This window comes from Pararhizobium sp. (genome assembly GCF_035497515.1).
GTDB lineage: Bacteria > Pseudomonadota > Alphaproteobacteria > Rhizobiales > Rhizobiaceae > Pararhizobium.
The window spans coordinates 1-20,056 of sequence record NZ_DATJDJ010000041.1 but is presented as its reverse complement, the minus strand read 5'-3'; the positions used below and the strand labels follow the sequence as shown (position 1 = coordinate 20,056).

Genomic DNA, 20,056 nt, shown 5'->3' with positions numbered 1-20,056 from the left:
GCCCGTTCTTTGAACAGGATTCGATCACGCTATCGGTCTCCGGCCAGCCGGGCACGGACTACTGGAACTACCTGAAGGACGTCGACGATATCCTGCGCCAGTTCGGCTCGCGTCCGCATTGGGGCAAGCTGCATTTCATGGGGGCCGAGGACGTCGACGCGCTTTACCCCCGTGCCCGCGACTTCAAGGCCTTGCGCAACAGGCTCGATCCGGAAGGCCGGTTCCTGAACGATCACCTGAAGCAGTTGTTTGGCTGATATCGCTCCGTTTGAGCGTGGCGCCTCGCGCTGCAGTCGCTTAGATTTGTCAGGGGGCTGGCGTTCGCCTGAGCGCCTTCGCCTCAATGCGTGTAAATGCGGTGGGAGACGGACCATGAACGGCGCTGATGTTCTGTGCGATGTGCTTTTGGCCAATGATGTCAATGTCTGCTTCGCCAACCCCGGCACATCGGAGATGCATTTCGTCACGGCGCTTGATCGCCGCCAGGAAATGCGGTGTGTGCTGGGCCTGTTCGAGGGCGTCGTGACTGGCGCGGCCGATGGTTATGCGCGCATGACGGGACGGCCGGCGGCAACGCTGCTGCACACCGGCCCGGGACTGGCCAACGGGCTTGCCAACATTCACAACGCCCGGCGTGCCCGCGTTCCGATGATCAATATTGTCGGCGACCATGCCTCCTATCATCTTCCGCTCGATGCTCCCCTGACGACGGATATCGAGAGCCTGGCCACGCCGATGTCGAACTGGGTGCGGCGGATCGAGGGGCCGGGCGATGTCGCGCTCGCGACCAAGGCGGCCATTCACGCCTCGCTGTCGCCTCCAGGGGTCGCGACCCTCATCCTGCCCGCCGATGCGGCCTGGGGCGAGGCACAGCCGCCTGCGTCGCTGATAAGCGATCCTCCCCAACCAACCTCCGCCAAGCCCGATGCGATCCGCGATGTTGCCGGAGCGATCCGCAAAGCTCGGGGCCGGGCCGGGATGATCGTCCGGGGAGCGGCGGCAATGGCCGATGCGCTGGAGATTGCCGGGCAGATTTCGGCTGCGTTCGAGGTGCGCCTGTTCAGCGAAGTGCAGGTGGCGCATATGCAGCGCGGACGCGGACGCGTCGCGCCGACCCGCATTCCCTACCCCGTCGATGCCGCCTTGGAGACGCTGGCCGATATCGACGTGCTGGTCCTCGTCGGCGCGTCCGAGCCCGTCGCCTTCTTCGCCTATCCCGGCAAACCGGGGCGCCTCGTTCGTGACGGCTGCCAAGTTTTGACGCTCGCGGCCCATGGCGACGATCTGAAGAGGGCACTGGAAGAGCTTCGGGATGAGCTTGGGATCAAGAGCACCCAGCCATTGCTGCGCGCAACACGCATTCCCGATGAAGGTAAACCTTCGGGACCACTGATAGAGGACGCCGTGGCTGTGATCGTGGCGCAAAAGCTGCCTGACAATGCCATTGTCTGCGATGAAGCCATCACATCGGCCCGGCGGTTCTTTGCGCTGTCCGAACACGCGGCCCCGCACGACTTCATGATGATCACCGGCGGCGCGATCGGCATGGGCATCCCCTTGACCATCGGTGCTGCGATTGCTTGTCCCGATCGAAAAGTCGTGAACCTGCAGGCCGACGGCAGCGGCATGTACACCGTCCAGGGCCTGTGGACCCAGGCGCGGGAACATCTCGACATCGTCACGATCATCTTCGCCAACCGCACCTACGCCGTGCTGCATGGAGAAATGCGCAATGTCGGCGTCCAGACGATCGGCGAAAACGCCCGACGCATGCTCAACCTCGACAATCCGTCGCTCGACTGGGTGTTGATGGCCAAGGGAATGGGTGTGGAAGCGGCGCGGGCGGAGACATGCGAGGTGTTTGCCAAGCTTCTCGACCATGCCCTGTCGCGTCCGGGGCCGTTCCTGATCGAGGCTGTTATTTGATGGCCGGTGCTTGCGGCTTCCCAAGCGCCCTCGATGCGGAGAGGGGCGACGACGCAAGCCGGCGCGTGCGGCATGCTTCTGACGGTGGCCTTCGGGGCCTCTTCCGCCCTTCGGGCACCTTCTCCCCGCAGGCGGGGAGAAGGACAGTTCCGTAAAAATCACACCGCCGGCGTTTCTTCCGTGGCGGCAACAGCCTTCGGACCGCCCTTGGCGACGCCGACCATGGCGGGGCGCAGGACGCGTTCGCCGATCGTGTAGCCGGCCTGGACGACCTGGACGACGGTGTTGTTCGGCACTTCGGCGTTCGGAACCTCGAACATCGCCTGATGGAAGTTCGGATCGAACTTCTGGCCCACCGGATCCAGCTTCCTGACGCCATGACGCTCGAGCATCGACAGCATCGAGCGTTCCGTCATCTCGACGCCTTCGACCAGCGCGTTGAAGCCGGTGTCGCCGGCCGCGCGGGCTTCCGCAGGGATGGCTTCCAGCGCGCGGCGCAGGTTGTCGGAGACGGCCAGCATGTCGCGGGCAAAGCCCGCGGTCGAATAGGACTTGGCGTCCTTGACATCGCGCTCGGTGCGACGGCGCAGGTTGTCCATCTCAGCGGCAAGCCTCAGGTAGCGATCGCGGAAATCGGCGGCTTCGGCCCTGGCAAGCTCCAGTGGATCGGGTTCGGCAACGGGCGCGTCGACCTGTTCCGCGGCAGCTTCGGCATAGGTTGCGGCAGCAGCATCGGCCGCATTTGCTTCAGCAGCACCGTGTTTGTTCGTATCGTCCGTCATGACGGTCTCCGGAATGTCAGCATGTTAGGATTTGGTGTCGATATCGAGCTTTGAAGCCGAAAAATCAAGGGTGCAATCGAAAGTGGCCGAAAAACCGGTTCCCACCTTTGCTGGATTTGCTCTATCGCGACAGGCGCGACATCAGCTGCGCCGTATAGTCCACCATCGGAACGATACGGGAATAGTTCAGCCGGGTCGGGCCGATGACGCCGACGGCGCCGACGATCTTGTCGTCGCTGTCCTTGTAGGGCGCGACGATCAGCGATGAGCCCGACAGCGAGAAAAGCTTGTTTTCCGAACCGATGAAGATGCGCACGCCCGGCCCGCTTTCGGCCAGATTGAGGATTTCGATCAGGCTGTCCTTCTTTTCGAGATCGTCGAACAGCATGCGCAGCCGGTCGACATCCTCGGCGCCGGCCAGCCCCTCAAGCAGATTGGCGCGACCGCGCACGATCAGTTGCGTCGGCTTGTCATCCACCTCGCTGCCCGACCAAATGGCAAGGCCACGCTCGACCAGATCCCGGCTCAGCGTATCGAGTTCGCGCCGCACGGTCTCCTTGACCTTTTCCAGCTGGCCGCGAACCTCGGGCAGCGTCTGTCCCGCCAGATGGGCGTTCAGGAAATTGGCGGCTTCCGTCAATTGCGAGCTGGTGACCCCGGCCGGCAGCTCGATGATGCGGTTTTCCACCTGGTCGTGTTCGCCGACCAGCACCGCCAGCGCCTTGGTCGGCGCGAGCCGCACGAATTCAACATGGCGCAGCACCGGATCGTTCTTGGCGGTGATGACCAGCCCTGCCCCGCGCGACATGCCCGACAGCATCTGGCTGGCATCGTTGAGCAACGTCTCGACCGGCTGGTCGCGATCCGCGCGGCGCACATGCCGGTCGATCGAGGCGCGGTCTTCCGGCGACAGGTCGCCCACCTGCATGAAGGCATCGACGAAGAAGCGCAGGCCGACCTGCGTCGGCAGCCGGCCAGCGCTGATATGCGGCGAATAGATGAGACCGAGATCTTCCAGATCGCTCATCACATTGCGCACGGAGGCCGGCGACAGCGACATCGGCAGGATGCGCGAAAGATTGCGAGATCCCAGTGGCTCCCCGCTTTCGAGATAGCTTTCCACGATGCGACGAAAGATTTCGCCTGAGCGTTCGTCGAGCGCCGAAAACCGTTCCCGCATTGCAGTTTTATCCAGCACCATTTCGAACGCAGGAACCCATGTTGTTGAAGTCTCTTGAAATATAGTGATCCCGGCCCGGATAGCAAAAGGGAAATGGCAGGAATGCCTGCTCTCCCGCGCCTTTTGCCGCTCCTCCACTCTTTTGGAGCAAATGATTTCCCTTCCAGCCAACATAGGTTAGAAGGCTGACAAACATCACAGGAGTTCATGATGCGGCCTTCCGGCAGAAAAACCGACCAGATGCGCAAGGTTTCCTTCGAGCGCAATGTTTCAAAACACGCGGAAGGCTCCTGCCTGGTGAAATTCGGCGACACCCATGTGCTGGTGACGGCGAGCCTCGAAGACAAGACGCCGCCATGGCTGCGCAACAGCGGCAAGGGCTGGGTCACCGCCGAATACGGCATGCTGCCGCGCGCCACCGGCGAGCGCATGAGGCGCGAGGCGGCATCGGGCAAGCAGAGTGGCCGCACCCAGGAAATCCAGCGCCTGATCGGGCGTTCCCTGCGCGCTGTCGTCGACCTGCAGGCGCTCGGCGAACGCCAGATCTCGATCGACTGCGACGTCATACAGGCGGATGGCGGCACGCGCACGGCGTCGATCACCGGTGCCTGGATCGCACTGCACGACTGCCTGAAATGGATGGAAGCCCGCAACATGATCAAGGTCGAGAAGGTCCTGAAGGACAATATCGCCGCGATTTCCTGCGGCATCTTTGCCAATCAGCCGGTCATCGACCTCGACTATCTCGAGGATTCCGCAGCCGAGACCGACGCCAATTTCGTCATGACCGGATCGGGCGGCATCGTCGAGATCCAGGGAACGGCCGAAGGCAAGCCGTTCTCGGAAGAGGAATTCGGCACCCTGCTCGGCCTCGCCAAGAACGGCATCGTGGAACTGGTGGACCTGCAGAAGCAGACGGTGGCTGGGTAACCAGAACGCCCATGGTGCGTCTGGCGAAAGGGGACAACGGAGTTTGCCGCGCGTCCCTTCCCCCCGGCACAACGGGGAGAAGGTGGCCGACAGGCCGGATGAGGGGCAACGCGCATGGATGAGATGAAGCTCGAAGGCATCCTCGAAACCGCGCTCTACGCCGACGACCTCGATGCCGCGGAGCGCTTCTACGGCACGGTGCTCGGGCTCGAAAAAATCACTCGCGCCGGCAATCGTCATGTCTTCTTCCGCTGCGGCCAGGGCGTTCTCCTGATCTTCAATCCGGAGGAGACGGTCAAACCGCCGCATGAGGGCGCGCTGCCCGTGCCGCCGCATGGCACGAAGGGTCATGGCCATGCCTGCTTCAGGGTTTCGGCAGAGAACCTCGACGGCTGGATCGAAAGATTGACCACCGCCGGCATCCCGATCGAAGCGGATATCCGCTGGCCGACGGGCGCCCGCTCCTTCTATTTCCGCGATCCCGCCGGCAACAGCCTGGAATGCGCCGAACCCGGCCTCTGGACCATCGACTGAGAGAGACACGCATGCGCAAGCTCGAAGACAAGACCATCATCGTCGCCAGCCACAATGCCGGCAAGATCCGCGAAATCCGCGACCTGATCGGCCCGCTCGGCTTTCAGGCCAAATCCGCCGCTGATCTCGACTTCGCCGAACCCGACGAAACGGGCACGACCTTCGAGGAAAACGCCACGATCAAGGCGCTGGCCTCGGCGCGGGCATCGGGCCTTCCCGCCCTTTCGGACGATTCCGGCCTCGTCGTCGATGCCCTGAACGGCGACCCCGGCGTCTATACCGCCAACTGGGCGGAGACGGCGGACGGCACACGCGATTTTGCCATGGCGATGGAAAAGGTCGAGACCGCGATCCAGGAGGCAGGCGCCACCGCCTTCGACCGGCGTACCGGCCGTTTCGTCTCGGTCCTGTGCCTCGCCTGGCCCGACGGCCATGTCGAACTGTTCCGGGGGGAGGTCGAAGGCCACATCGTCTGGCCGCCGCGCGGCACCCAGGGCTTCGGCTACGACCCGGTCTTCCAGCCGCTCGGTTACGACGTCACCTTCGGCGAAATGAGTGCCGAGGAAAAACACGGCTGGAAGCCCGGCGACGAACAGGCGCTGTCGCACCGGGCGCGAGCGTTCAAATTGTTTGCGGAGACGTGTTTGAGTGCTTAGCTTGAGGGCGGGCGCGATCCCTCTTCCCCCCAGCGGGGAGATGTGCCGAACATAGTGAGGCGATGAGGGGGCTTCGGCGAAGCCGGAGCAATAGCAAGGTGCCTGCGGCCCCCTCATCCGGCCTATCGGCCACCTTCTCCCCGTTGGGGAGAAGAGAACGCCGACAGAGGGGGTGACCCGGCCCGGATTTCGGACGTTGAGAGTATCAAGCAAGTCGTACAATGGATGGGATAGCGTTTCGCAGTCTTAATCTTTAAATAGCAGTCAACAAAACCCGACGACCCCGCGCCTACGCGCCTGAAAGACCAAAGACAGAATGGCCAGCCTATCCTCGATCAGCGACAGCAAGGAACCCGGTTTCGGAGTTTATGTGCACTGGCCCTTCTGCGCCGCCAAGTGTCCCTATTGTGACTTCAACAGCCATGTCCGCCACCAGCCTGTCGACCAGCCGCGTTTTGTCAGCGCCTTCCTGACCGAGATGGCCGCGATGCGGCATATGTCGGGGCCGCGCACCGTCACCAGCATCTTCATGGGCGGCGGCACGCCCTCGCTGATGAACCCGGCGACGGTCGAGGCGATCCTGGATGGCATCGCCAATCTCTGGCATGTGCCTGATGGCATCGAGATCACCCTGGAGGCCAATCCTTCCAGTGTCGAGGCGACGCGGTTCCGTGGCTATCGCGCCGCCGGCGTCAACCGCGTTTCGCTCGGCGTGCAGGCGCTGAACGACCGGGATCTCAAATTTCTCGGCCGACTGCACAATGTCGAGGATGCGCTGAAGGCGATCGGCCTTGCCCGCGACATCTTCCCCCGCATGTCCTTCGATCTCATCTATGCGCGTCCGAACCAGACCGTCGAGGACTGGGAACTGGAACTGAAACAGGCCGTCTCCTATGCCGTCGATCACCTGTCGCTCTACCAATTGACGATCGAGGAAGGCACGCCCTTCTACGGCCTGCACAAGGCAGGCAAGCTGATCGTGCCTGACGGCGAACACTCCGCCGTGCTCTACGAGGCGACGCAGGAGATCACCGAGGGTTTCGGCATGCCGGCCTACGAGGTCTCCAACCATGCCGCTCCCGGCGCCGAGAGCCGTCACAACCTGACCTATTGGCGCTATGGCGACTATGCCGGCATCGGCCCCGGCGCCCATGGCCGCGTCACGCGCGGCCGCGACAAGATCGCCACCGCCACCGAGCGCAAGCCGGAGGCCTGGCTGCAACTGGTCGAGGACCACGGCCACGGCATGGTCGACCAGGAAGTGCTGGGCTATGACGAACAGGCCGACGAACTGCTGCTGATGGGTCTGCGGTTGAAGGAAGGCATCGATCTCGTCCGCTGGCAGGACCTGTCCGGCCGCGAGCCGGACCCGGAGCGCGAACAGTTCCTGATCGAACACGGCTTCATCGAGCGCCTCGGCAATTCCCGCCTCCGCTGCACCCCCGCCGGCATGCTGATCCTGGATTCGGTGGTCGCTGATCTCGCCTGCTGAGGCCTATTCAAACGCCGCCAAGTATTTCTTCAAAATTGCATCCAGTGCCGTCCTCTCGTCCGGAGCGAGCAGTTCCGTCAGCCGGTGCTGGTTGGCGACATGGGCGGTCACGGCGCGTTCCACCAGTTCCAGCCCTTGCGGCTTCAGCGCGATCAGCACGCTGCGACGGTCTTCCGGATTGGTCAGGCGCTCGACGAGGCCTGCCTTTTCCAGCTGGTCGATCCGGTTCGTCATCGTGCCGGAGGTGATCATCATCGTTGCAAGCAGGTCGCCGGGCGAAAGCTGGTAGGGTTTGCCGGAGCGCCGCAAGGTCGCCAGGACGTCGAAGCTGGCGGAGGTCAGCCCGAGCGACAGGAAGGTCTTTTCCACTTCGCGGCCGAGATAGGTCGTCAGCCGTGCCATGCGGCCGAGCAGGCCCATCGGCTCGACATCGAGATCCGGCCGTTCGCAGCGCCACTGCGCCAGAATTCTGTCAACGTGATCGTCATCCATGCGGTCGGTGGTAGGCAAAATTCATCTTGACGTCAAGACAATCGGCGCTATGCTTCATTTATCTTGAAATCGAGATACTTCACATGAAGATAAACTCCTCCACCGGCGATATCGCGCTCACCGCCATCGCACCTGCCATCTGGGGCAGCACCTATCTCGTCACCACAGAGTTCCTACCGCCCGGTTATCCGTTGACCGTCGCCATGCTGCGCGCGCTTCCGGCCGGCCTCATCCTGCTGCTTCTCGTTCGGCAGCTGCCGTTCGGAATCTGGTGGCGGCGCAGCTTCATTCTCGGGGCGCTCAATTTCTCGTTCTTCTGGGCGATGCTGTTCATCTCCGCCTATCGCCTGCCCGGCGGTGTCGCCGCGACCGTCGGCGCGATCCAGCCGCTGATCGTCGTCCTGCTGGCGCGGTCGCTGATCGGCACGCAGGTGAAGCCGCTGGCGATTGTCGCTGCCCTGATCGGCATGGCAGGGGTCGGCTTGCTGGTGCTGACGCCAAGCGCGGCGCTGGATCCGATCGGCGTGATCGCCGGTCTCGCCGGCGCGGTGTCCATGGCCTTCGGCACGGTGCTGACCCGCCGCTGGGCGCCGCCCGTCTCCAGCCTGACTGTCACCGCCTGGCAATTGACGGCGGGCGGGCTGCTGCTGCTGCCGGTCGCCCTGCTGCTGGAACCGGCCCCGCCGGTGCCGACCATGGCCAATATTCTCGGCATGGCCTGGCTTGGCCTGATCGGCGCCGCCTTCACCGCGGTCCTGTGGTTTCGGGGGATTGCGCGGATCGGACCGGCGATCGTTGCGCCGCTCGGTTTCCTCAGCCCGCTGGTCGCGACCCTTCTCGGCTGGGGCGTGCTCGACCAGAACCTGAGCCCGCTGCAGACCGTCGGCATGGTCACCGTGCTGGCCAGCGTCTGGCTCGGGCAGCGCGCACAGATGGCCCCGCGTCCCGCAGCACCGGTCACGGCCATGCCTGCGACCGGCCGTTAAGTCTCATCCCCCGCAACCGAGCGGTCGCGGGGGATTTCTTGATAGATCAGGCCCATTCGCCCTTGCGCATGACCGGAACCTTGGCGCCATCGGCGCGCACACCGTCGATATCGACCGCGCCGGAGCCGATCATCCAATCGATATGGATCAGGCTGGAATTGCCGCCCTGCGCCTTGATCTGATCCTGGCTCAGCGACGCGCCATCGAGGAAACATTTCGAATAGCACTGGCCGAGGGCGATATGGCAGGAGGCATTCTCGTCGAACAGCGTGTTGTAGAACAGAACGCCGCTGGCCGAGATCGGCGAGGAATGCGGCACCAGCGCCACCTCTCCGAGACGTCGCGCGCCTTCATCGGTGTCAAGCACCTTGTTCAGCACTTCCTCGCCCTTCGACGCCTTGGCCTCGACGATACGACCGCCTTCGAAGCGAACCTGGATATCGTCGATCAGCGTGCCCTGGTGCGACAGCGGCTTGGTGCTCGAGACATGGCCTTCAACGCGCAGCGCATGCGGCGTGGTGAAGACTTCCTCGGTCGGGATGTTGGCGTTGCAGGTGATGCCGTTCTTCGCGGTCGAGGCGCCGCCATGCCATTCGTGGCCATCCGCCAGGCCGACCGTCAGGTCCGTGCCAGGGCCGGTGAAATGCAGCGCCGAGAAGCGCTCTCCGTTCAGCCAGGAGGACCGCTTGGCGAGGTTGGCATTGTGCTCTGCCCAAGCCGCGATCGGGTCGGCGACATCGACGCGCGAGGCAGCAAAGATCGCATTGGCGAGCTTTTCGACGGCGACGATCTCTGGGTCATCCGGAAACATCTGCTTGGCCCAGGCCGGGTTCGGATAGGAGACGATGTTCCAGTTGATGTCGAAATTGGAGATCTTCTCCAGCGCCGGCTTGTAGGCCATCGACAGCGCCTTGTTGGCGCGTGCCACCTTGGCCGGGTCCTGGCTTGCCAGCATCATCGGATTGTCACCGGAAATGGCAAGGCGGGCGGTATTCGCGCCAAAGGCCTTGGCCATGCCGTCGTAGAGCCAGCCGGTCGCCCGGTCGAAGCTTTCGTCCGGCGCGTGGGCATAACGCGAGAGTGTCGTTTCCTCGTCGGAATAGAAGGTCGTCACCAGACCGGCGCCGGCCATATAGGCATGTTTGGTGATCAGCCGCACCAGTGGCATGGCCGCGACTGGCGCCGTGATCAGCAGGTCCTGCCCGCGCTGCAGCTGCAACCCGACCTTGACGGCGACTTCGGCGAGCTTGTCGAGTTTGACGGGATCGACGGGTTGATGGGCGGGAGAGGTCATCGCATATCCTGCTGGCTGTTTGGTTCGAGCCACCTATGTAGAGCGCTTCGGACCAAACCGGAAGACGTTTGCGACCACCTTTACCCCAACCCTTCGTGTCAGGCCGCTCGTAGGCTGCGCGTCAAAAGATGCGCATCGTGGTGCTTGAGGAAAGCCATCAGGCGATCCTGATAATCCTGCGTCACCGCCGCAATCACGCTCGGACGTGCGGCAAGCGCCCGTTGCCAGGCGGCGACTTTGGGCAACCCATTGAAGATACCGCTGAGAAACAGGCTTTCGAACAGCTCGAAATAGCGGAAGACCGGCGCGAAGACAGCATCGACCATCGAGAACCTGTCACCGGCGAAATAGGGACCATCGCCAAGCTCCTGCTCCAGCGTCGCGAATTTTCCCGCCAGCACCTGCCGCTTGGCCTCGAACTGCGCCTCGTCCTTCGTCGTCTCGTAGACCCAGAGATCGGCAAGGATCGACGAGCCGAATTCCATCCAGCCGCGATGGCGGGCCTTTAGGAGCGGATCGTCCGGATGCAGCGCCGGGCCTGCCTGCGTTTCCTCCAGATATTCGCAGATGACGGCGCTTTCGAACAGGATAGCATCGGCCCGGCCGCGCGGCACCGCCAGAAGCGGCACCTTGCCGAGCGGCGAGATGCGCAGGAACCAGTCGGGCTTGGCGGCGAGGTCGATATAGGTCCGCTCGAACGGCGTGCCCTTTTCCGACAGGACGATCGAGGCCCGCTGGACATAGGGGCAGAGATGGTGGCTGACCAGCGTCAGGACTTTCGAATGCATGGTACATCTCCGATTAATTGCATGCATCTGCATATATCTTCATTTGCCAGGATCGTCAAGATAGATGTAAATGCATTCATGTCAGACACGCTGCCGCACGAAACCCCATCCGAAGACGTCACCCAGGCCTGGATCAGCCTGATGCGCGCCCAAAGCCGCGTGCTGGGCGCCATCGAGCGCGATTTCAAGGCGGCGGATTTGCCGCCGCTCGGCTGGTACGACGTGCTCTGGGAACTGGCGCGGGCGGCCGACGGACGGCTAAGACCGTTCGAGATCGAGGAGCGGACGCTGCTGGCGCAATACAACCTGTCCCGGCTGATCGACCGGCTGGAAAAGGAAGGACTGGTCGAGCGCCGGACCTTCGACGACGACGGCCGCGGCCGCTGGGTACTGATCACCGGCAAAGGCCGCGCGCTCAGGGAGGAGATGTGGGCGGTCTATGCGAAGTCGATCGCCCGGCATGTGGGGGCGAAACTGCCGGATGCCGATGCCGCGCAACTTGCCACGCTGCTGAAAAACCTAACCTGATACCTGTTTAAGCGATCAGCGAGGCCGCGACTGCATTCAAGGCCTTGCGTGCATCCTCCGGCGCGAGGCGCACCTGCAATCCGCGCTGGCCGCCGTTGATATAAACCAGTGGCTCGCCAAGCGCCGCCTCCTCGATCGCGGTGGGCACCTGCTTCTTCTGGCCGAACGGACTGATGCCGCCGACATGATAGCCGGTCAACCGCTCGGCTTCCGCCGGCTTCATCATATTGGCCGATTTACCATGGAAGGCAGCGGCCAGCTTCTTCATGCTGACCTCGCGATCGGACGGCACGACGACACAGACCGGCTTGCCGTCCACCTCGGCCATCAAAGTCTTCAGGACACGCCGAGGCTCCTCGCCCAAAGCCTCCGCCGCCGCCATGCCGATCCGGTCGGCGGAGGGATCATAGTCGTAGCTGTGAACCGTAAACACCGCCCCCGCCTTGGTCAGCGCCAAGGTCGCCCTCGTGCTTTTCGACATGGCTTCAACCTTCCAGGAACCGTTCGTAAATCTCCGGCTTGAACCCGGCGACAAACTGGCCGTCGCGATCCAGGATCGGCCGCTTGATCATCGAAGGCTGGGCAAGCATCAGGGCGATGGCCTTCTCAGTGGTGAGGTCCTGCTTGTCGGCGTCGGCAAGCGCCCGGAATGTCGTGCCGGCGCGATTGAGCACGGTTTCCCAGCCCAAAGCCGCCGTCCAGCGTTCGAGGTCGGCCCGGGCGACGCCGGAGGCCTTGTAGTCGTGGAAATCATAGGCGACGCCATGACCGTCCAGCCAGGTCCGCGCCTTCTTCATCGTGTCGCAATTCTTGATGCCGTAGATCGTCACGCTCATGCTTCATGCCATCCCGTTGCTGCAGGCGAAGCGGGATAGCATGAAGGAGACGGCCTGAGAATACGGCTGGCGCCCGCTATAGGCAGCCTTCAGGCCTCGAGCGTGCCCGGCTTGCGGGCGGCCTTGGTCCTTTCGGCGCAGGCGATCTTCATCAGGTTGTCGCGGCGACGGGCGAAGCGCTGCGAGGTGCGGGTCGCAACCAGTCCAGCCTGCGGGGCATGCAGATCGACCGTGCCGCCCTCGGTTCCTGGCGCGGTGATGATCGTGGCGAGCAAATCGCCCGCCTCGACCCAATCGCCGATATTGCGGTGAAACAGCACGGTGCCGGAGAGCGGCGCGCGGATCATCTCGATATTGTCGAGCGGCGTCGCGGGGCCGGCGAACGGCGCGAGTGGTTTTGCGTCGCCGGCGACGACGCTACGGGCGACGAGGAAGTTGAACAGGCCTCCAGCATCCTGGCGCGCCATATCCGGATAGACGTCGCGGGTGCCGCGCAGTTCCAATGTCGTCGACAGCCGGCCGGGCAGACGGCTCGCCCTCTCGCCGGTCTCGTATTTCCAGGCGTACCCGACCGCCTCCTCGAAGGCCGAACTCTCGCCGTCGGCCAGGAAGACCACGGCCATGTCGAGTGCCGCGGCGAGATCGGATGCCTCCGGCCAGAAAGCCTCGTCGATATAGGCATATTGCAGGGATTCATCATCGCAGTGCAGGTCGAGCACCAGATCGGCACTGAGCGCCATATGCAGCAACTGCCGCTTCAGCCGGTCCACCGCCGTGTAACGGTCGAGATCGGCGATCAGCGTTGCGCGCTCGCCAAGCGAAACCAGCGGGAATTCGCGGTTGAAATTGGTGCGCGAACCGAGATCGAACCGGCCCTGGGGATCGCCGAAATGCGACTGCGCGCCGCCGATCGGATTGGCCTGCGGCACGATGGTGATGTCGCCACGAATGGCGCCATCAGCCTCGGCCTTGCGCAGGTATTCGCACAGGAAATGCAGAAGCGCCGTGCCGGGCAATTCATTGGCATGCAGCGCCGCCTGCAGATAGACCTTCGGTGCCGTGTCGTCGTTGCCCTTGAACCGAATGACCGGCAGGCGAAAGCTCGTGCCGATCGTGTCGCCCTCGATGATAACTTCGGAAATATCCATGCGTCCGCGCCTCCCGTTTTCAAGGGCTTATGCGACGTCCCCAACGCCGGCGCAAGACGTCAAAAATCGGGACATCCGGATGGATACGTGTTGGAACACCGCAGTGCGAGGAGGCCCGCGAAACATCGCCCCCCCTCGACACCCCGAAGACCCGCCTCACCCCAGAAGCGGCCAGCGGTTGAGACATTCATACCGGCTCTTGCCGATGATGCTGCGGACGAGGACGAATTCGCGGGCGGTCCAGGTCACCGGCTCGGCAATAAGGTGTTCCGGAATAGGCTTGTCGTCATAGGCCAGCGTCAGATGCGGCAGGAAGCGCGGATTGTAGGTGAAGGTCAGGCCGACAGCCCACATTTCCTTGGCAATCTGCACATGCAGGTCCATCATCTCCTCGCTGCGCACGGCATTGGTCAACACAACGGCATTCGGCCCGGAGAAGTACGATACACGATCGAAGGTCACTTCGAACGGCATTGCCTTGACCGTCGACATCGCCGCCGAAACGGCAAAGACGGTCTCTTCGGGAACGCCGTTATACCTGCCGACGCCGTTCAGCGACACATGCATCAGGTCCTGCGGACGCGGTACGCTCGACAGGTCATGACGGCGAACGGCATCGCGGCCGATATCGGCGGCGCGCAGGGCCGCGTCCCGCTCCGGCATGAGGGCGAGAAAGAGATTGCTCGCTCCGAAATCCCCGACACGCCTGTTGCGCGGCCTCATCCCCGCCCCTCCATTGCCGAACGCGACGGACTGCCGCTCGGCGCGCACGACTTCATTCCCGGCTGTTTCAAGCATGGCAAACCTCACCTCTTTGTGGATGCGGCCAGTATACGTGAGTCTGTTGCGTGATCAAGAACAAAACATGAACATTGTGAATTTATTCCCACAAAACAGAACGCATGACGTTCAAGAAACGGGTGGCTTTCGGGCGAGAACTGATCAAAAATCGGACCATGATCCACACCGGGAAGAACATCATGGCCGAGAGAGCCCAGACCTATCACATCTTCGAAACGGCCGGCGGCTGGTGCGGGATCGCCTGGAACGAGATCGGCGTTACCCGCTTCCAGTTGCCGACGCGGAGCACCGAGGCAACGGAACGCACCATGCTGCGCCGCGTGCCCGGCGCCGAACGGAGCACGCCGACGCCGGCAATCGCCGACATCATCGCCGCCGTGAAGCGTTATTTCGATGGCGAGACGATCGATTTTTCAGACGTCCAGCTCGATCTCGAGGGCCAGGAAGAATTCTTCCGGCAGATCTACGCCGCCCTGCGCCGCGTCGGCTGGGGTCACACGACCACCTACGGGACATTGGCGAAGGAACTTGGCGCCGGCCCGCAGGCCGCCCGCGATGTCGGTCAGGCCATGGCGAAGAACCCGGTTCCGCTGATCATCCCCTGCCACCGGGTATTGGCCGCCGGCGGCAAGGTCGGCGGCTTCTCCGCCCCCGGCGGCGCCACCGCCAAGGTCCACATGCTGGAGCTCGAAGGCGTCCATTTCAGGCCGGAGCCGGCGCAGCAAACGCTGCTGCTGTAGCCACTACGGCCCGGCCGTCACTGCAGATCGGCCATTTCATAGAGCGGCCGGATTTCGATCTCGCTCGGCCCCGGCATCGGATTGGGGCAGCGTTTCACCCATTCGACCGCCTCGTCCATATCCTTGACATTCCAGAGCCAGAAGCCTGCGACCAGTTCGCGGGCTTCCGCGAAGGGACCGTCGATAACCCTGCGCTTCGGGCCGTGGAAGGCGATCCGCTTGCCGGCGGAAGAGGGTTTCAGGCCATCGGCGGTGACGAGGATGCCGGCGGCTTCCAACTCGTCGTTGAACCGGCCCATCGCCTCCATCATCTCGTTGGTTTCGGGCGTGGGGGAAAAGCCCTTTTCACTGTCTTCCGTCGCCTTCACGAGCACCATCACACGCATCGCCTGTCTCCTTGTTGAAGCCGGTCGCACCGGCCTGGCATCACAACGACGAGCGGCTCGCCGGAAAATCGACGGCATGCCCGCGGATTCTTCTATGGTAGAGGATGCAGAGGCGACATCAAGGCCAGCCGCCGCGTTGCACGCCCCTTGCACACCACCATCCCTTGCGCTATACACTGAACCAAATGGTTCAGTTTTCACGACTTCATCTCGATGCCGCTTTCGCGGCGCTATCCGACGCCACACGACGCGGCGTGCTGGAACAGCTTGGACAGGCGGAGGCTTCCATCACCGAGCTTGCCGACAAGTTCCAGATGACGCTGACGGGCATGAAGAAGCATGTCGGCGTGCTGGAACAGGCGGGGCTCGTCACGACGCGGAAGATCGGCCGCGTGCGCACCTGCAGTCTCGGGTCGCGCCGGCTTGAGGAAGAGGCGGCATGGATCGAAAGCTACCGCCAGCTCTGGGCGGCGCGCTTCGACGATCTCGACACGGTTCTTGAGGATATGAAACGAAAGGAGAAAACCAATGGATGAGCAAAGGCCCACAGTATCCCCCTTCGCAGATCAGCGCACGACGGTCGAACGCAAATCGGACCGTGAACTGGTCGTGACGCGGTTTTTCGATGCCCCGGCACGTCTTGTATACGAGGCCTGGACCAAGCCCGAACTCTTCATGCGCTGGTGGGCGCCGAAATCCTCCGGCGTGCCCTTGTTTTCCTGCGACATGGATGTCCGCACCGGCGGCGGCTACCGCGTCGCCTTCAGCCACGATGCCGAAAACACCATGGAATTCTTCGGAAAATATCTCGACGTCATCCCCAATACCCGCCTCGTCTGGACGAACGAGGAAAGCGAGGACGCAGCACTCACCACCGTCACCTTCGAGGACAAGGGCGACAGGACATTGCTGACCCTGCACGAACTCTACCCCACGAAAGAAGCCCTCGACGAAGCCTGCGCCGGCATGGAAGGCGGAATGCCCGAACAGTTCGAGCAGCTCGACGAACTGCTGCTTACCCTCAACCCTTAAGCATTTACGACGCATAGAGGGAATAGCGACGGACAGGGCTGCCACATACGCTCCATCATGCTCGTACCTGTCCCAAGCATCTGCAAGAGCATGATTTCATTTGCATTTGCAGTTCCTCGGAGCCAGTCCGAGGATGACGGGAGCAAGCCTGACACGGCGGCGCGCAACGCCGCCGTTCGCGTTTGTTATTCCCACTCGATCGTGCCCGGCGGCTTGCTGGTCACATCATAGACGACGCGGTTGATGCCGCGGACTTCGTTGATGATGCGGGTGGCGGCGCGGCCGAGGAAGTCCATGTCGTAGTGATAGAAATCCGCCGTCATGCCATCGACCGAGGTGACGGCGCGCAGCGCGCAGACGAATTCATAGGTGCGGCCGTCGCCCATGACGCCGACGGTCTGGACCGGCAGCAGCACGGCGAAAGCCTGCCAGATGGCGTCGTAGAGGCCGGCCTTGCGGATTTCGTCGAGATAGACGGCATCCGCCTCGCGCAGGATTTCCAGCTTCTCGCGGGTGATGCCGCCGGGGCAGCGAATGGCAAGGCCCGGTCCCGGGAACGGGTGGCGGCCGATGAAGCTGTCGGGAAGCCCGAGTTCCTTGCCGAGGATGCGGACCTCGTCCTTGAACAGTTCGCGCAGAGGCTCGACCAGCTGCATGTTCATGCGCGCCGGAAGGCCGCCGACATTGTGGTGCGACTTGATGGTGACCGAAGGGCCGCCGGTGAACGAGACGCTTTCGATGACATCCGGATAGAGCGTGCCCTGGGCGAGGAAGTCGGCACCGCCGAGCTTCTTGGCTTCGGCCTCGAACACATCGATGAACAGGCGGCCGATGGTCTTGCGCTTGGTTTCCGGGTCGCTCTCGCCTTCCAGCGCGTTGATGAACATGTCCGATGCATCGACATGGACGAGATGCAGGTTGTAATGCTCCTTGAACATGGCGACCACGTCGGCCGCCTCGTTCTTGCGCATCAGGCCGTGGTCTACGAGGATGCAGGTCAGCTGGGAGCCGACCGCTTCGTGGATCAGCAGCGCGGCAACGGAGCTATCGACACCGCCGGACAGGCCGCAGATGACGCGCTTGTCGCCCACCTGGGCGCGGATATTGGCAACGGCCTTGTCGCGATAGGCGGCCATCGACCAGTCACCCTTGAGGCCCGCGATCTTGTGGACGAAATTGGCAAGCAGCTTGGCGCCATCCGGCGTGTGCACGACTTCCGGGTGGAACTGTACGGCGTAGAATTTCTTCGCTTCATTGGCGATGAAGGCGAAGGGGGCGTTCGGCGAGGTGGCGACGACCTCGAAGCCGGCGGGGATGGCGGTGACGCGGTCGCCATGGCTCATCCACACCTGATGGCGCGAACCGACGGTCCAGATGCCATCGTAAAGCGCGCAATCCTTGTCGATCTCGATGAAGGCGCGACCGAATTCGCGGTGATGGCCGGCCTCGACCTTGCCGCCGAGCTGTTCGCACATGGTCTGCTGGCCATAGCAGATGCCGAGAACCGGCACCCCGCTGTCGAACACCACGTTTGGCGCACGCGGTGAGCCGATATCCAATGTCGATGCCGGGCTGCCCGACAGGATGATCGCCTTCGGATTGAGCCGCTTGAAGCCCTCTTCGGCCGACTGGAAGGGAACGATCTCGCAGTAGACGCCGGTCTCGCGCACCCGGCGCGCGATCAGCTGGGTGACCTGACTGCCGAAATCGATGATGAGAACGGTATCGGGATGGACTGTCGCTGTCATGACGCGCTTCCGTTAGCTTGTGATCATCTGATGGGAAATGTTGCGCCAGCCTTTAATTAAAGGCGGCGGCAAGCGCAACGATTACATTGCACCCGGACAATTTCAGCGACGGCGATGTCATGCGCTCAAAGCGCGATATCGCCGGTTTCCAGCGCCTTCTCCAGCGCATCCACAGTGACGGCCAGCTTCTCGTCGATAACGTGGAGATATTCCGTCCAGTCGCCGACATGCTTCAGCTCTGCCTTTCCGTCGGAAATGCCGCGCAGGCCGATCAACGGAATGCCGAAGGACTGGCAGGCGCGCAAGGCCGCGAAGGTCTCCATCTCGACCATGTCGGCAGCGATCGTGTCATAGGTGGCGCCCGAGACGATGTTGGCGCCGGTCGAGAGGCTGGCCGGCCTGACGCCGGGAATCGAGAACGGCAGATCGACGGTCACCGGCAGGTCGAGGAAGGGCGTTTCACCCTTGACGAAGCCAAGCGGCGACGCGTCCATGTCGCGATAGGCAACCGACGTCGCCTGATAGACCTCGGCCTGTTCCAGCCGGGCAGAGCCGGCCGACCCGAGCGAGACAACGAGATCCGGGAGGCTTTCACGGGCGTTCAGTTCGGCCAGCGTGCGCGTCAAAGTCACTGCCGCCTCCACCGGGCCGACGCCGGTCATCAGCGGCGAGATGCGGGCGCGCAGATGCGTACCGTATTCCGCATCGACAGCCATGACGTAGAGCAGCGTCTTTCCCGCCACAGGCTTCAGCTCGAAGCTCATCCTTCGATCCCCTCGCGTCCGCGGATCACCATCATCGTGCCGGTCATCGAGGCGATCAGCTTGGCGGGGCCATCGGAGGAAATCGCGTAGCCGCGCCCGTCCGAAACGATGATCGTCGTGCCGGGCTTCGTCACCTCGCCGCGAAACAGGAAGCGCTCGCCCCGCCCCGGCGACATCAGGTTGACCTTGAATTCGATCGTCAGGATCGAGGCATCCGGATCGATGACGGAATAGGCGGCATAGGTGCCGGCCGCATCGAGCGCCGCCGAAATGATGCCGGCATGCAGGAATCCGTGCTGCTGCGTCAGTTTTTCGTCGAAGGGCAGCTCGATTTCCACCGTCCCCTGCTCCACCCGCGTCAACTCGGCGCCGATCGTCGCCATGGCGGCCTGCCGGCTGAAACTCTTAGCGATGCGGTCGCGGAAATCCGCGTTATGCCAGTCTGTCATCGGCCTGAACGTGTGCCCCCATGAGCGGGCGCGATTGCCCGGTTGCGTTGCAACAGTGGCATGTGGCCGAAACCGGGACAAGTTCAATTCACCAAGAAAATCGACCCGTTGAGCAGGGTGGCAAAGGCGACCCAGGCGAGATAGGGCAGGAACAGGATGGCGGAGAGATAATCTCGCTTGCGGCTCACCATGATGAAGGCGGCGATCGAGATCAGCAGCGCAAGGATGACGATCAACGCCAGCGCGATTTCGCGGGCGCCGAAGAACAGTGGCGACCAGGCGAAATTGAAGATCATCTGCGCCACCCAGAACCGCATCGCCGCCGAATGCCGGTGATCCATGAACGTGCGGGCGCCGACAAAGCCGATGATGACATAGAGCACCGACCAGACCGGCGCGAAAATCCAGTTCGGCGGATTGAACGAGGGCTTGGCCAGCGACTGGTACCATTCGCCGGGGATGTTGTTGATGCCGATGAGCAGGCCGCAGCCCAGAACGCCGGCGACGAAGAGAATATGGATGACGATACGGTTCATGCGACGGAGGTAGAGCCGGACGCTCCCA

General features: G+C 63.0%; 25 protein-coding genes. 11 read left to right on the top strand and 14 right to left on the bottom strand.

The genetic code is table 11. The features are described from left to right. Together VL202_RS04440 and VL202_RS04435 are read left to right on the top strand one after the other, a co-directional pair. On the top strand, nucleotides 1-257 hold a 257-nt coding region (locus VL202_RS04440; RefSeq protein ID WP_325462961.1), incomplete at its 5' end, for a D-arabinono-1,4-lactone oxidase. Nucleotides 258-372: 115 nt separating this feature from the next. Continuing rightward, the gene (locus VL202_RS04435) at nucleotides 373-1,926 is read left to right on the top strand and encodes an acetolactate synthase large subunit (RefSeq protein ID WP_325462960.1); all 1,554 of its coding nucleotides are present in this window, start codon (nucleotides 373-375) and stop codon (nucleotides 1,924-1,926) included. Nucleotides 1,927-2,084: 158 nt separating this feature from the next. Here VL202_RS04435 and grpE read toward each other — a convergent pair whose 3' ends face one another. Together grpE and hrcA are read right to left on the bottom strand one after the other, a co-directional pair. Beyond that, the gene (gene grpE / locus VL202_RS04430) at nucleotides 2,085-2,708 is read right to left on the bottom strand and encodes a nucleotide exchange factor GrpE (RefSeq protein WP_325462959.1); all 624 of its coding nucleotides are present in this window, start codon (nucleotides 2,706-2,708) and stop codon (nucleotides 2,085-2,087) included. Between the two features lie 121 nt (nucleotides 2,709-2,829). Further along, a complete protein-coding gene (gene hrcA / locus VL202_RS04425; protein WP_414692801.1) occupies nucleotides 2,830-3,888 on the bottom strand; it encodes a heat-inducible transcriptional repressor HrcA in 1,059 nt (352 codons plus the stop codon). Between the two features lie 210 nt (nucleotides 3,889-4,098). Between hrcA and rph the strand changes: the two genes are divergently transcribed. The 4 genes from rph to hemW all read left to right on the top strand — a co-directional run bounded on the left by rph (nucleotide 4,099) and on the right by hemW (nucleotide 7,500). Continuing rightward, complete coding sequence (gene rph / locus VL202_RS04420; protein ID WP_325462957.1) at nucleotides 4,099-4,818, top strand: ribonuclease PH; 720 nt, start codon at nucleotides 4,099-4,101, stop codon at nucleotides 4,816-4,818. A gap of 114 nt (nucleotides 4,819-4,932) precedes the next feature. Next, on the top strand, nucleotides 4,933-5,352 hold the full coding sequence (locus VL202_RS04415; RefSeq protein WP_325462956.1) for a VOC family protein: 420 nt from the start codon (nucleotides 4,933-4,935) through the stop codon (nucleotides 5,350-5,352). Nucleotides 5,353-5,363: 11 nt separating this feature from the next. Further along, complete coding sequence (gene rdgB / locus VL202_RS04410) at nucleotides 5,364-6,008, top strand: RdgB/HAM1 family non-canonical purine NTP pyrophosphatase (protein WP_325462955.1); 645 nt, start codon at nucleotides 5,364-5,366, stop codon at nucleotides 6,006-6,008. 316 nt (nucleotides 6,009-6,324) lie between these two features. Further along, the gene (gene hemW / locus VL202_RS04405) at nucleotides 6,325-7,500 is read left to right on the top strand and encodes a radical SAM family heme chaperone HemW (RefSeq protein ID WP_325462954.1); all 1,176 of its coding nucleotides are present in this window, start codon (nucleotides 6,325-6,327) and stop codon (nucleotides 7,498-7,500) included. Between the two features lie 3 nt (nucleotides 7,501-7,503). Here hemW and VL202_RS04400 read toward each other — a convergent pair whose 3' ends face one another. Then, the gene (locus tag VL202_RS04400) at nucleotides 7,504-7,992 is read right to left on the bottom strand and encodes a MarR family transcriptional regulator (protein ID WP_325462962.1); all 489 of its coding nucleotides are present in this window, start codon (nucleotides 7,990-7,992) and stop codon (nucleotides 7,504-7,506) included. An 83-nt stretch (nucleotides 7,993-8,075) separates the two neighbouring features. Between VL202_RS04400 and VL202_RS04395 the strand changes: the two genes are divergently transcribed. After that, nucleotides 8,076-8,978 (top strand): EamA family transporter, encoded by a 903-nt coding sequence (locus VL202_RS04395; protein WP_325462953.1) that lies wholly within the window; start codon nucleotides 8,076-8,078, stop codon nucleotides 8,976-8,978. Nucleotides 8,979-9,024: 46 nt separating this feature from the next. Here VL202_RS04395 and VL202_RS04390 read toward each other — a convergent pair whose 3' ends face one another. Then, the gene (locus VL202_RS04390; protein ID WP_325462952.1) at nucleotides 9,025-10,272 is read right to left on the bottom strand and encodes an aminopeptidase; all 1,248 of its coding nucleotides are present in this window, start codon (nucleotides 10,270-10,272) and stop codon (nucleotides 9,025-9,027) included. A 98-nt stretch (nucleotides 10,273-10,370) separates the two neighbouring features. Further along, nucleotides 10,371-11,060, bottom strand: a complete 690-nt coding sequence (locus VL202_RS04385) for a glutathione S-transferase family protein (protein WP_325462951.1) — start codon at nucleotides 11,058-11,060, stop codon at nucleotides 10,371-10,373. 78 nt (nucleotides 11,061-11,138) lie between these two features. Here VL202_RS04385 and VL202_RS04380 point away from each other — a divergent pair, with 78 nt between their 5' ends. Then, nucleotides 11,139-11,588, top strand: coding sequence for a MarR family winged helix-turn-helix transcriptional regulator (locus tag VL202_RS04380; protein WP_325462950.1), 450 nt, complete (start codon nucleotides 11,139-11,141; stop codon nucleotides 11,586-11,588). A gap of 7 nt (nucleotides 11,589-11,595) precedes the next feature. Here VL202_RS04380 and ybaK read toward each other — a convergent pair whose 3' ends face one another. From ybaK to VL202_RS04360, 4 genes are all read right to left on the bottom strand, one after another. Next, nucleotides 11,596-12,069 (bottom strand): Cys-tRNA(Pro) deacylase, encoded by a 474-nt coding sequence (gene ybaK / locus VL202_RS04375; protein ID WP_325462949.1) that lies wholly within the window; start codon nucleotides 12,067-12,069, stop codon nucleotides 11,596-11,598. Nucleotides 12,070-12,073: 4 nt separating this feature from the next. Further along, nucleotides 12,074-12,424, bottom strand: a complete 351-nt coding sequence (locus tag VL202_RS04370; protein ID WP_325462948.1) for an ArsC family reductase — start codon at nucleotides 12,422-12,424, stop codon at nucleotides 12,074-12,076. Nucleotides 12,425-12,513: 89 nt separating this feature from the next. Beyond that, entirely contained in the window at nucleotides 12,514-13,572 is a 1,059-nt protein-coding gene (locus VL202_RS04365; protein WP_325462947.1) for a succinylglutamate desuccinylase/aspartoacylase domain-containing protein, read from the bottom strand. A 156-nt stretch (nucleotides 13,573-13,728) separates the two neighbouring features. Beyond that, nucleotides 13,729-14,370: a 2'-5' RNA ligase family protein gene (locus VL202_RS04360; RefSeq protein ID WP_325462946.1), complete on the bottom strand. Its 642-nt coding sequence runs from the start codon at nucleotides 14,368-14,370 to the stop codon at nucleotides 13,729-13,731. A 182-nt stretch (nucleotides 14,371-14,552) separates the two neighbouring features. Between VL202_RS04360 and VL202_RS04355 the strand changes: the two genes are divergently transcribed. Continuing rightward, a complete protein-coding gene (locus VL202_RS04355) occupies nucleotides 14,553-15,113 on the top strand; it encodes a methylated-DNA--[protein]-cysteine S-methyltransferase (protein ID WP_325462945.1) in 561 nt (186 codons plus the stop codon). Nucleotides 15,114-15,130: 17 nt separating this feature from the next. Here the strand turns inward: VL202_RS04355 and VL202_RS04350 are convergent, their stop codons facing one another. Beyond that, nucleotides 15,131-15,499: a YciI family protein gene (locus VL202_RS04350; RefSeq protein WP_325462944.1), complete on the bottom strand. Its 369-nt coding sequence runs from the start codon at nucleotides 15,497-15,499 to the stop codon at nucleotides 15,131-15,133. Between the two features lie 185 nt (nucleotides 15,500-15,684). Here VL202_RS04350 and VL202_RS04345 point away from each other — a divergent pair, with 185 nt between their 5' ends. After that, complete coding sequence (locus VL202_RS04345; protein WP_325462943.1) at nucleotides 15,685-16,035, top strand: metalloregulator ArsR/SmtB family transcription factor; 351 nt, start codon at nucleotides 15,685-15,687, stop codon at nucleotides 16,033-16,035. Beyond that, complete coding sequence (locus VL202_RS04340; protein ID WP_325462942.1) at nucleotides 16,028-16,531, top strand: SRPBCC family protein; 504 nt, start codon at nucleotides 16,028-16,030, stop codon at nucleotides 16,529-16,531. The genes VL202_RS04345 and VL202_RS04340 overlap by 8 nt, the downstream gene beginning before the upstream one ends. 185 nt (nucleotides 16,532-16,716) lie before the next feature. Here the strand turns inward: VL202_RS04340 and guaA are convergent, their stop codons facing one another. The 4 genes from guaA to VL202_RS04320 all read right to left on the bottom strand — a co-directional run. Then, on the bottom strand, nucleotides 16,717-18,279 hold the full coding sequence (gene guaA, locus VL202_RS04335; RefSeq protein ID WP_325462941.1) for a glutamine-hydrolyzing GMP synthase: 1,563 nt from the start codon (nucleotides 18,277-18,279) through the stop codon (nucleotides 16,717-16,719). 125 nt (nucleotides 18,280-18,404) lie between these two features. After that, nucleotides 18,405-19,043, bottom strand: a complete 639-nt coding sequence (locus tag VL202_RS04330) for a 5'-methylthioadenosine/S-adenosylhomocysteine nucleosidase (RefSeq protein ID WP_325462940.1) — start codon at nucleotides 19,041-19,043, stop codon at nucleotides 18,405-18,407. After that, nucleotides 19,040-19,492: a PaaI family thioesterase gene (locus VL202_RS04325; RefSeq protein WP_325462939.1), complete on the bottom strand. Its 453-nt coding sequence runs from the start codon at nucleotides 19,490-19,492 to the stop codon at nucleotides 19,040-19,042. Before VL202_RS04325 ends, VL202_RS04330 begins: the two co-directional genes overlap by 4 nt. A gap of 83 nt (nucleotides 19,493-19,575) precedes the next feature. Beyond that, nucleotides 19,576-20,056: TspO/MBR family protein (locus VL202_RS04320; protein ID WP_325462938.1), on the bottom strand; the 481-nt coding region annotated here is incomplete at its 5' end.

Coding starts and splice junctions, on each gene's coding strand:
- VL202_RS04365 (WP_325462947.1), bottom strand. CDS start 13,572: ATGGATATTTCCGAAGTTATCATCGAGGGCGACACGATCGGCACGAGC.
- VL202_RS04415 (WP_325462956.1), top strand. CDS start 4,933: ATGGATGAGATGAAGCTCGAAGGCATCCTCGAAACCGCGCTCTACGCC.
- VL202_RS04395 (WP_325462953.1), top strand. CDS start 8,076: ATGAAGATAAACTCCTCCACCGGCGATATCGCGCTCACCGCCATCGCA.
- rph (WP_325462957.1), top strand. CDS start 4,099: ATGCGGCCTTCCGGCAGAAAAACCGACCAGATGCGCAAGGTTTCCTTC.
- VL202_RS04435 (WP_325462960.1), top strand. CDS start 373: ATGAACGGCGCTGATGTTCTGTGCGATGTGCTTTTGGCCAATGATGTC.
- VL202_RS04330 (WP_325462940.1), bottom strand. CDS start 19,043: ATGAGCTTCGAGCTGAAGCCTGTGGCGGGAAAGACGCTGCTCTACGTC.
- VL202_RS04400 (WP_325462962.1), bottom strand. CDS start 7,992: ATGGATGACGATCACGTTGACAGAATTCTGGCGCAGTGGCGCTGCGAA.
- VL202_RS04345 (WP_325462943.1), top strand. CDS start 15,685: ATGGTTCAGTTTTCACGACTTCATCTCGATGCCGCTTTCGCGGCGCTA.
- grpE (WP_325462959.1), bottom strand. CDS start 2,708: ATGACGGACGATACGAACAAACACGGTGCTGCTGAAGCAAATGCGGCC.
- rdgB (WP_325462955.1), top strand. CDS start 5,364: ATGCGCAAGCTCGAAGACAAGACCATCATCGTCGCCAGCCACAATGCC.
- ybaK (WP_325462949.1), bottom strand. CDS start 12,069: ATGTCGAAAAGCACGAGGGCGACCTTGGCGCTGACCAAGGCGGGGGCG.
- VL202_RS04325 (WP_325462939.1), bottom strand. CDS start 19,492: ATGACAGACTGGCATAACGCGGATTTCCGCGACCGCATCGCTAAGAGT.
- VL202_RS04340 (WP_325462942.1), top strand. CDS start 16,028: ATGGATGAGCAAAGGCCCACAGTATCCCCCTTCGCAGATCAGCGCACG.
- guaA (WP_325462941.1), bottom strand. CDS start 18,279: ATGACAGCGACAGTCCATCCCGATACCGTTCTCATCATCGATTTCGGC.
- VL202_RS04370 (WP_325462948.1), bottom strand. CDS start 12,424: ATGAGCGTGACGATCTACGGCATCAAGAATTGCGACACGATGAAGAAG.
- hemW (WP_325462954.1), top strand. CDS start 6,325: ATGGCCAGCCTATCCTCGATCAGCGACAGCAAGGAACCCGGTTTCGGA.
- VL202_RS04360 (WP_325462946.1), bottom strand. CDS start 14,370: ATGCTTGAAACAGCCGGGAATGAAGTCGTGCGCGCCGAGCGGCAGTCC.
- VL202_RS04350 (WP_325462944.1), bottom strand. CDS start 15,499: ATGCGTGTGATGGTGCTCGTGAAGGCGACGGAAGACAGTGAAAAGGGC.
- VL202_RS04380 (WP_325462950.1), top strand. CDS start 11,139: ATGTCAGACACGCTGCCGCACGAAACCCCATCCGAAGACGTCACCCAG.
- VL202_RS04355 (WP_325462945.1), top strand. CDS start 14,553: ATGGCCGAGAGAGCCCAGACCTATCACATCTTCGAAACGGCCGGCGGC.
- VL202_RS04385 (WP_325462951.1), bottom strand. CDS start 11,060: ATGCATTCGAAAGTCCTGACGCTGGTCAGCCACCATCTCTGCCCCTAT.
- VL202_RS04390 (WP_325462952.1), bottom strand. CDS start 10,272: ATGACCTCTCCCGCCCATCAACCCGTCGATCCCGTCAAACTCGACAAG.
- hrcA (WP_414692801.1), bottom strand. CDS start 3,888: ATGCGGGAACGGTTTTCGGCGCTCGACGAACGCTCAGGCGAAATCTTT.